8 protein-coding genes and 1 pseudogene are annotated in these 10,003 nt (G+C 43.1%); 8 read left to right on the plus strand and 1 reads right to left on the minus strand.

Annotation, left to right across the window (positions count from 1 at the left end; translation table 11 throughout):
* Positions 1-117: 117 nt before the first annotated feature.
* A complete protein-coding gene (locus ACWXWT_RS18310) occupies positions 118-375 on the minus strand; it encodes a DUF4238 domain-containing protein (RefSeq protein WP_456043015.1) in 258 nt (85 codons plus the stop codon).
* A 794-nt stretch (positions 376-1,169) separates the two neighbouring features.
* Between ACWXWT_RS18310 and ACWXWT_RS18315 the strand changes: the two genes are divergently transcribed.
* The 8 genes and pseudogenes from ACWXWT_RS18315 to ACWXWT_RS18350 form a co-directional block, all read left to right on the plus strand.
* Positions 1,170-2,429 carry an efflux RND transporter periplasmic adaptor subunit gene (locus ACWXWT_RS18315; RefSeq protein ID WP_456043016.1) on the plus strand — a complete coding sequence of 420 codons (1,260 nt, stop codon included), beginning with the start codon at positions 1,170-1,172 and terminating at the stop codon, positions 2,427-2,429.
* Between the two features lie 65 nt (positions 2,430-2,494).
* Complete coding sequence (locus tag ACWXWT_RS18320; protein ID WP_456043017.1) at positions 2,495-2,716, plus strand: hypothetical protein; 222 nt, start codon at positions 2,495-2,497, stop codon at positions 2,714-2,716.
* Positions 2,717-2,852: 136 nt separating this feature from the next.
* Positions 2,853-3,551, plus strand: coding sequence for an ABC transporter ATP-binding protein (locus ACWXWT_RS18325; protein ID WP_456043018.1), 699 nt, complete (start codon positions 2,853-2,855; stop codon positions 3,549-3,551).
* An 18-nt stretch (positions 3,552-3,569) separates the two neighbouring features.
* Positions 3,570-4,880, plus strand: a complete 1,311-nt coding sequence (locus ACWXWT_RS18330; RefSeq protein WP_456043019.1) for an ABC transporter permease — start codon at positions 3,570-3,572, stop codon at positions 4,878-4,880.
* Between the two features lie 10 nt (positions 4,881-4,890).
* The gene (locus tag ACWXWT_RS18335; protein ID WP_456043020.1) at positions 4,891-6,090 is read left to right on the plus strand and encodes an FtsX-like permease family protein; all 1,200 of its coding nucleotides are present in this window, start codon (positions 4,891-4,893) and stop codon (positions 6,088-6,090) included.
* A gap of 182 nt (positions 6,091-6,272) precedes the next feature.
* Positions 6,273-7,697 (plus strand): sigma-54-dependent transcriptional regulator, encoded by a 1,425-nt coding sequence (locus ACWXWT_RS18340; protein ID WP_456043021.1) that lies wholly within the window; start codon positions 6,273-6,275, stop codon positions 7,695-7,697.
* The gene (locus tag ACWXWT_RS18345) at positions 7,697-9,046 is read left to right on the plus strand and encodes a sensor histidine kinase (RefSeq protein WP_456043022.1); all 1,350 of its coding nucleotides are present in this window, start codon (positions 7,697-7,699) and stop codon (positions 9,044-9,046) included. Before ACWXWT_RS18340 ends, ACWXWT_RS18345 begins: the two co-directional genes overlap by 1 nt.
* A 722-nt stretch (positions 9,047-9,768) precedes the next feature.
* Positions 9,769-10,003 (plus strand): annotated as a pseudogene (locus ACWXWT_RS18350) (DDE-type integrase/transposase/recombinase); the annotation flags it as partial.

Genomic DNA, 10,003 nt, shown 5'->3' on the forward strand with positions numbered 1-10,003 from the left:
AGTAAAAAATGGACCATGCCCATTCGAAACTGGCGTACTGCGATGAATCGATTTATTATTGAATTCGAGGACAGAATTGTGAAGTATATTAACTAAATTGCAGTTACACAGAATCTGTTACACCCTCACAATACTATCAATAATTTTAGACGCTTTGGTTTCATATCCAGTTAGCACATTCTCTAAAGTGCGTTTAACTCCTGACACGTTATAATTGTAGTAATAATTCTCTGCTGCTATACCATTAATTGAAGACTCAAAAATATTTTTTTCCCATTTATCAAACACCCATAACTTATCTTTAATATCTGTAAATCTTTTTAATAAAAGTCTTGGAACATAGTGTTGTCTCATAGCAGTATTTTTTAGATTCATCAAATATTCTCATGTTATTGCTGTTATGAATCCAGCCAGCCATTATTAATTAGCTTGAAAGTGCTGACGATTTTTCGAGAAATGCCGTCGTCGTTTTTCTAAATGTTCACAATAAAAGATCAAGGGGGCCGGAGCTAATTAGGCCCTTAGAATAACTTAAGATACTTTCACTAATCAAAATCTCATAACTTAGATTTAAAGCTCTAGTTTATTTCTGTCCAAAAACGAGTTGTTCTTAGCTTTTAAATGCCTAAATTCAACTCTGAACTTGAGGTCGTTGAAGAAAATGACGTGAGCTGGCCATGGACGGCCAGCTAGCTTACGAGGGGAAGGGACGCCCCATCGGAAGCGTTAGCATTTTCGAATAAGGCCGAAGACGGCTACAAATACGGTTTAAAGCTGGCTCAATTTCCGTCGCAATTTTTTCGCTGCTGTTGTTTGGTTAAATAGCGAAAATGTTGCCGGAACGGCAGGGGTGATCCAAGAGGGGATTGCTGTTGATCCCCTTTTGGCCCGTGCAGGGTGGAACCTTGCGATCTTAAGCGTTAGTGGCCGCAGGCCATAAAGTACATAAAGTACATAAGTACAAAATCATAAGTGTCCGCTCGGACACTTTCTCAATAACCGGACAGTTTTCAATGCTGTCCGCGGACACTTTTAGGGTGTTCGGTTATCGCTTTAAATTACTATCATTATGAAAAATAACAATAAATAACTATTGGCATGGCTTGTGCTTTACCTTGGTATAAATGTGAAGAGGTGGTTGCGGTCAGCGCGTTACCTAAGGACCTGAGATGATTAAAGACACAAGTAGCCAAGATACCGTTATAGCGCCTAAGTTAGGTCGTAAATTGCGCTTACCCTTGATGATAGGTTGCGCTGCCATATTGATGAGCGCATTGGTGTGGGCGAGTTTAAGTCATGACAGTAATCAACGTTCGGTTGATGGTGCAGATTTACGTTTGGCAACCTTAACCCGTGGCACTTTGGTTCGAGATATTGCCACTACCGGTAAAATTGTGGCGGCCAATGCGCCGATTTTATATAGCACAGAAGAAGGTGTGGTGACGCTATTAAGTCAGCCAGGTGATGAAGTTGAGCTTGGGCAAGTGGTGGCAAAAATAGAAAGTCCACGCTTACAAAGTGAGTTGAAACAGCAGCTGTCAATGCTTGAAGGCCTGCAGGGCAGTTTAGAGCGTGCCAAGTTAGATGCCCGCCGTGAGCAACTTAAAGTTAGCCAAATTTTAGACATGGCGAAAGTGGATTTAGAAGCCGCTGATCGTGAAAGTCGTCGTGGTGATCAATTGATTAAGTCGAGCTTGATTAGCAAAATTGATTTTGAGAAAAGCAAAGATGATTTACACAAAGCCAAATTACTGCATAAGCATGCCCAGCAAGAAGTTGAGTTAATGCGCGACACCCTGAGTTTTGAAATTAAAAATCGCACTCTTGAGGTACAACGCCAAGATTTAGTGGTGAGAGAGTTAACCCGTCAAGCCAATGCGTTGAGCATTATCGCGCCGGTTAGCGGCATTATTGGTAATTGGTTAGTGGAGCAAAAAGCCCGTATTGCCGCCAGTCAGCCAATATTAACAGTGGTCGATTTAAGTGCCTTTGAAGCTGAATTGGCCGTGCCAGAGTCTTATGCTGATGAGTTGGGTTTAGGGATGGATGTCGAGCTGAGTTTTGGCAACGTTAACGTGGTTGGCCAATTGTCGTCAATTTCACCTGAAGTCCGTAATCGTGAAGTAACCGCCAGAGTCCGTTTTGCTGACAGTAATACCTTATCATTACGCCAAAATCAGCGGTTGTCTGCTCGAGTATTATTGGAAAACAGACCCAATGTATTGATAGTGAAACGCGGTGATTTTCTCAATATGGGCGGCGAAGTAGCGTATCAAGTGAATGATGCTGTCGCTCATAAGAAAGCCGTTAAATTGGGCGCGCGCAGTATGAGTCAGGTTGAAGTTATCGAAGGCGGTGAAGAAGGCGATGTATGGGTGATATCTGGTACCGAAATCTTTAAAAATGACCCGACAGTTCAAATTCGATAACTAAGTTGATAGCTAAATCAATAAACAAGCAAATAACCAAACAGTTAACTGAGTAAGGACATTGTATGACTTTCATTCAACGCAAACAGTTTATGGCACTTGCAGCCTTATTTTTACTCGCGATAGCTGCTAGTTATCGTATTGATAATAATACAGATTGGTTATCGGTCAGTTTACAGTTAATTGATATAGGCAGCCAAGTTTCAACTCGGCTACAGGATACCAATCCAAGCGTTAATTTGCATATTGATATCAGCTCAATCGCCAGCATTAAGCTGCAGCCTTAGTGCTAATGGTATTCGAACAATGGTTACAGCAGCGGTAAGTAAATTATAACAACACCAACAGAATTCAGATTAATTATATTCGCATCATTGCCTTGCGCGCTGAAATGCGACAACCGAATTAACCAAGGAAACTATTATGTTATCCATGAAAAATATCAGTAAAGTATTTAAAACCGACTTAGTTGAAACCCATGCACTGCGTGACTTTAACCTTGAAGTGAATGAAGGCGAGTTTGTCGCGGTTACAGGGCCGTCTGGTTCAGGTAAAACCACCTTTTTAAATATTGCGGGGTTGCTCGAAGGCTTTACCTCTGGTGAGTTCAGCCTTGATGGCGTTAATGTGTCGAATTTAAGTGACAACAAAAGCGCTAAAGTCCGAAATGAAAAAATTGGCTTTATCTTTCAGGGATTCAATCTTATTCCCGACCTTAATTTGGCCGAAAACGTTGAAGTGCCATTGCGTTATCGGGGCATGAATGCCAGCGAGCGTAAGCGCCGAGTCGAATCAGCATTAGAACAAGTCGGCCTTGGTGCGCGGATGAAGCATTTACCGACGCAATTGTCTGGCGGACAACAGCAACGTGTTGCCATTGCGCGTGCATTGGCAGGCGAACCACGGTTTTTATTAGCCGACGAACCAACTGGTAACTTAGACAGTCTAATGGCGCGCCAAGTGATGGAATTACTTGAAAATATTAATCAACAAGGCACCACCATCATTATGGTGACTCACGACCCTGAATTAGCCCGCCGTGCTCAGCGTAATATCCAAATTGTCGATGGTCAAGTATGTGACTTTTCTATGTATCAACAAGCCGCCACCGGCACTCGCTAACCGCATAAGGGGAATATTATGTTTTTTTATTATTGCGATTTAGCCTGGCGCAGCATACGTAAAACACCGATGTTGTCTTTATTGATGGTATTGGCCATTTCAATAGGTATTGGCACCACTATCACGACTTTAAACGTTTATCAGATGATGTCGTTTAACCCCGCGGGTGAACGCTCTGCGGAACTGAATGCTGTACAGCTTTGGAGCCAAGGACCGGATTCTTGGGATGAATTTCATTCGCTTGTTACCTATCAAGATGTGATGAATCTCCGCCACAACACAATTCCAAAGCGCCAAGCGGCGATGTTTCGTACTGGGATGGCAGTGCAAACTGACGATGTGAATTTTGTGCCGATTCTGGAGGGCGTTCGTGTGACCGACAGTGATTTTTTTAAGATGTTTGATGTGTCTTTTTTATACGGCAATGTGTGGGATAAATCCGTCGACACTGATCCTGCATATCAAGTGGTGATTAATGAGACGATCAATCAAAAGCTGTTTGGTGGCGGAAACAGTGTTGGTAAAACCATGTATCTTAATCGCAAACCTTATCAAGTGATTGGGGTGATTAAAACATGGAGTCCTTCGCCAAAATATTATGATCCGACCAATGGTGCCTTTGATGATTCAGAGCAAATCTTTGTGCCATTTTCGCTGACCCCTATCGAAGAGTTTGATGTGTGGGGTAACATGTCTGGCTGGAAATTTGAGACGATGAATACTTATAGTGACCGCTTGAACTCTGAAAAAGTCTGGTTGCTGTATTGGGTGGATTTACCAGATGCAGATACGGCTGCCAGTTACCGCGCATGGTTGAGCAGTTATGTTGATGAGCAGAAGGCATTGGGCCGTTTTGGCGACAATAAATCCGCTGTTGACTCTGTGAAACTATCCGATGTGGCCACTTGGCTTGAGTACAACAAGGTGGTGCCGGAGGATAATAAAATCTTAGTCGGTTTGAGCGTGCTATTTTTAAGTGTTTGTTTAGTCAATATTTTAGGTTTGATGCTGACTAAGTTCCTTAAGCGAGCGCCAGAAGTGGGAGTACGCCGTGCAATCGGTGCTAGCCGCGCGCAAATATTTGCTCAGTATATGGTTGAAGTTGGCATGATTGGCTTATTCGGCGGTGTGTTGGGTCTAGCGTGGGCATGGGTGGCGCTTTATGGGTTGTCGGCTAAGTTTGAGGTGGCTGAAGGCTTAACGCATCTGTCTGCCAGTATGTGGGTGATCACGCCAAGTATTGCGGTTGGTACAGCGTTACTGGCTGGTTTATATCCGGCCTGGATCGTGTGTCGTACTAAGCCTAGTGTTTATCTAAAAAGCCAGTAAGGGATTTATTATGTTGCATATCAAACCTATTATTAGCAGTTTATTGCGCAGTAAAAGCGGCCCAATTTTGCTGCTTATCCAGATTATTTTATCGGTGGCCATTGTGGCGAACGCAAGTTTTATTATTCAGGAACGTCTAGCCCTGATGCAGCGTGATTCTGGGGTTAAAGAATCAGAAGTGTTAACCTTTAGAATATACAACTTCGATCCCTCGATTGATAGAACCGCGCAAAACAAAATTGATCAGCAAATTTTACGGGGGTTACCTAATGTGATTGAGGCGACCTCAAGCAACATGTTGCCTTTGAGCGGCAGTGGCTGGTCTAGCGCCTTAAATTTGGGGCCCGACCCCGATATTGATAAAAATACACCGCAATTTGCCATGTATTTAGGGACAGAACATACCATTGACACTTTAGGTCTTAAGTTGATTGAGGGGCGCAATTTCTACCCCCATGAAATTAAAGATAGCCTTAATAGTAGTGGTAAGTTGGCAATAATATCTAAAGCGTTTGCCAAGCAGGTTTGGCCTGATGAATCGTCACTAGGTAAAGTGCTCTATGAGGGCGAAGATACCCAAATTACGGTCATTGGCGTGGTTGACAAGTTTCAAGGCGCATGGATTGATAGTGCTGATTTAGAGTACAGCATTATTCAAAATGTGGATTATGGCGGCAGTTCATACATGGTACGCGCTAAACCTGAGCATCACATTGAGTTGCAAGCCGCGATCACCGCCGCACTGCTGGCTGAGAATCCAAATCGAGTACTTAACCGATTTGACTCAATCGAGGAAGTTAAAGATGGCTCGTATCGCGACCATCAGTTGATGATCACAATATTGACGATGATGGTGGTGTTGCTGTTATTGATCACGTCGCTAGGATTAACCGGTATGGTGATGTTTAATATTCAACGCCGCACCAAACAAATAGGCACTCGTAGAGCACTGGGGGCGAGTAAACGCGATATTATTCAATATTTTATAGTCGAAAATTATTTGATTTGTATTGTCGGTGGTGTGATTGGCGGCATGTTGGCATTAGTACTTGGTCAACAATTAATGTCACTGTATAGCTTGCCTATGGTGCCAGTGATTTATCCTATTATGTCTGTTATTGGTTTGCTGGTTGTGACAACGCTTGCGGTGATAATACCAGCAACCAAAGCGGCTAATATTTCACCTGCTATGGCCACCCGCAGTGTGTAATCTGCTTAAATGTGACGTTAGCGCTTAACAATAGTGTGACAATGACGACTTCTGTCATGCTATTGTTTATTTGATTTTTGTCAGTAAATGTTCATTGTATAAACAAACTTTTGTTAGTAAATGTTTATTGTGTAAACATATTTTTGTATAGCAATAACCTAATTGGACTCAAACATACTCTAATGGATAATATTTTAATTGTTGATGACAACCATGCCATTTGCCAAGCGCTTGCGTTAATGATTGAGCTGCATGATTACAATGCTATTTTTTGTCATTCACCCGAAGCGGCAATTGAGATTGTCACTAACAAAGAGATCAGCTTAGTTATCCAAGACATGAACTTTAGCCGTGACACTACATCGGGCGAGGAGGGCAAGCAGCTGTTTTATGCATTACGGCAGTTGCAGCCCAATCTACCAATTATTTTGATGACGGCTTGGACTCAATTAGAAACGGCTGTCGAGTTGGTTAAAGCGGGTGCGGCCGATTACATGGGTAAACCGTGGGACGACGCTAAGTTGCTCAACAGTATTAGTAACTTATTGTCTATCTATCGACTTTCTCAACAAAATAGCCAGTTAAACCGTATTCACAGTGATCGCATGTCAGCCATTAATGGCGCCGACTTATGCGGCTTAGTGTTTGGTAGCGGCGCCATGCAGCGCTGTGTTGATTTAGCGTTGCAAGTTGCCCGTTCTGACGTGTCGGTGATGATCACGGGGCCCAATGGCGCAGGCAAAGACAAAATCGCCGACATTTTACAGGCCAACTCGCCATTAAAAGACCAACCGTTTATTAAGGTTAACATTGGCGCTCTACCAATGGATTTACTTGAAGCTGAACTGTTTGGCGCAGAAGCGGGTGCCTTTACGGGCGCCAACAAAACCCGTATGGGTCGCTTTGAAGCCGCCGACGGTGGTACATTATTTTTAGATGAAATTGGCAATTTGCCATTGTCTGGCCAAGTAAAGTTATTGCGCGTGTTGCAAACGGGTGAATTTGAACGTTTAGGCAGCCATCAAACCCGCAAAGTGAATGTACGAGTGATTAGCGCAACCAATGCCGATTTAGCTGATGACATTGCCAATGGGCGTTTTCGTGAAGATTTATTCTATCGTTTGAATGTGATTGAACTGACCATTCCGCCGTTAAATCAGCGCCAAGACGATATTTTACCGTTAGTGAAACATTTTATTGGTGACAGCTTTAGCCTAGATAAAACCACCCAACTGGCACTGGTTAATCATTGTTGGTCGGGTAACGTGCGCGAACTAGAAAATGCCTGTAAACGGGCGGTGCTACTGACACAATCCACTCAACTGAGCATTAATGATTTTGGTTTAATGACGTTAGGGGGGGGAGCCGATAACCCCGCGCAGATAATGGCGCAACCTCAAACCCAATATCAATCTCAACATCAGCCTAAAACCTTGCCAGACACCGAAGACCCCGTTGTCACATTTGAGCCCGATAAGCTTCAAATCGAGCAAGCACTGACACAATACAATGGCGTGATTGCTAGAGTCGCAAAATCGTTTGGGTTAAGTCGACAAGCCTTATATCGGCGTATGGAAAAATACGGTATCCGAGATAGCAAATCATGATGTTGTCACTGCGCACTAAATTGTTGTTAGGTACCATGTTGAGTTGTCTTGTCGGGGCTATGGCAGGGGCTGTTGTCTGGTTTACATTGGGCGCGGACTCCTTATGGCTGGCTATTATTGTGATGTTGGCTGTGTGTTATTTTTTCAGTGTGTGGTTAACAAGGCGATTGAGTGAAAGCCTGCAAGCGCTTGAAATTGGCTTGCTGAATTTTAAAGATAACGATTTTAGTGTGTCGCTGCATCCCTACGGTGAGCCACAGATTGATAGATTAGTGAGTTTATACAACCAAGCATCGGCAAAGCTGCGCAGTGAGCGCCAGTTTATTTATCAGCGCGAGTTAATGCTCGATAAGGTGATTCAAAACACACCTAACGTTATGCTATTAATTGATGATTTCGAGCGGGTAATTTACGCCAATAGCGCAGCAAGACATTTGTTTAATCAGGGTGTCAAAATCGAAGGCATGTTGTTACCTGATCTTGTCGTGATGTTACCTGATGCGCTAAAAGCCGCGTTAAACAGCGAGCAAGAAGGGTTGTTTTCGATGGGGAGCAGCGATAGTGCTGGTGGTGATCTTGATGATAATGCTGATAGTAACGATATTGAAACCTGGCATATATCTCGGGGGCGTTTTACTCAAAATAATCAGCAGCACCATTTAATTTTGCTTAAACAGCTCACCAAAGAACTTAATCGCCAAGAAGTCGCGGTATGGAAAAAAGTGATTCGAATTATTAGCCATGAGCTTAATAACTCGGTCGCACCCATCGCTTCTATGGTCAACTCAGGTAAGTTTTTAACTCAGCATTTAGACAACAGCAAGCTGCATTTGATTTTTGATACTATCGAAAATCGCACCACACACCTGAGCCAATTTATCTCTCATTATGCCCAGTTTGCTAAATTGCCGCTGCCACAAAAAGCCTTGATTGATTGGGCTAAGATGACCCAACAACTAGCGCAGCAATACCCATTTAACCTGTTGTCACCTTTACCGATTAATCCAATCAAACTTGATGCAGTGCAATTAGAGCAAGTCTTTATCAATCTGCTTAAAAATGCCCACGAGTCAGGCGCGGTGGCAGACACAGTGTCGTTAATGTTTGAGGAAGTGACTCATCCAGTTAACGGGTTATTAGTTAAAGTGGAAGATCAAGGTTGCGGAATGTCGACAGAGGTATTGTCGCAAGCCTTGTTACCGTTTTATTCAACTAAACAATCGGGTACCGGGATAGGTTTGCCATTATGCCGCGAAATAATTGAAGCCCACGGTGGTCGAATTAGCATGCAAAACCGCCCACAAGGCGGCTTAAGCGTTAAAGTCTGGTTGCCTGTACAGCAGGGCTAACACTGACTAATGATGAATAAACTCTGATTGTTTCGAGTTATATTTTCCAAAAGAGAGTTGAAGCCGTAAAGCGTTTTTCAAATATGGCTTGCGGCCACTAACGTCGTGGCGCTTCGCCCACACCAGACCAAGAGGAAACCAACGGCTGTTCCCTCTTTATTTTCTATAAAAAAATTGGCCCAGCCACCACATCAAAATTATCCCATTTGATTTAAATAATAGAAGCGATAATTTCGCGACGTGGTTAATCCAGCTTTTGAGTTCGTTTGTAGTCCGTTTCGGCCACCTCTTTATAGTAAAGAATGAAAATGCTAACGCTTCAGATGGGAGTCTGATGTGAATGGATTAACAAATGTCGTGATGGCATGGTCAATGATGTTCCCGACATCATAATGACATTTCCCATATCCATATGGGTCAGATGCCAAGGAACGACCATTCCCCTCCAAAGCTAGCTGGCTCTGATAGGCAGGATGCAAGAATGCCTTGAAGCACATGGATGTGCATGAAAGGCCATGGCTAGCTCACGCATTCTTTTATAAAGAGTCTTCAACGGCCTCAAGTTCAGAGTTGAATTTGGACCTCTGAAAGCAAGAACTAAGTCATTATGCCCCTTTTCTTGTTAGTACAATTACTCAGTCATTTTGTAATTATCAGAATTTCCCATAAGAAATCTATTGAAAAAAGCATCAAGTAATACGTAATTATCGTTACGTATTTTTGTACGACTCAAAGCTACCCAGCGACGAGCTTACAAGGTGACTACACAGCGCAAACATTCAGATGCAGTGGCTGATAACCTGTTAAACATGAACTTTAACCCTGTATCGGCTAATGAGGTTTGGGCGGGTGACGTGACCTATTTAAAGACAGGTGAAGGCTGGATGTATTTAGCGGTGGTAATGGATTTATATTCACGCCGGATTGTTGGGTGGCACATAGACAAACGCATGACTA

It is taken from the genome of Shewanella sp. A22, assembly GCF_053850585.1.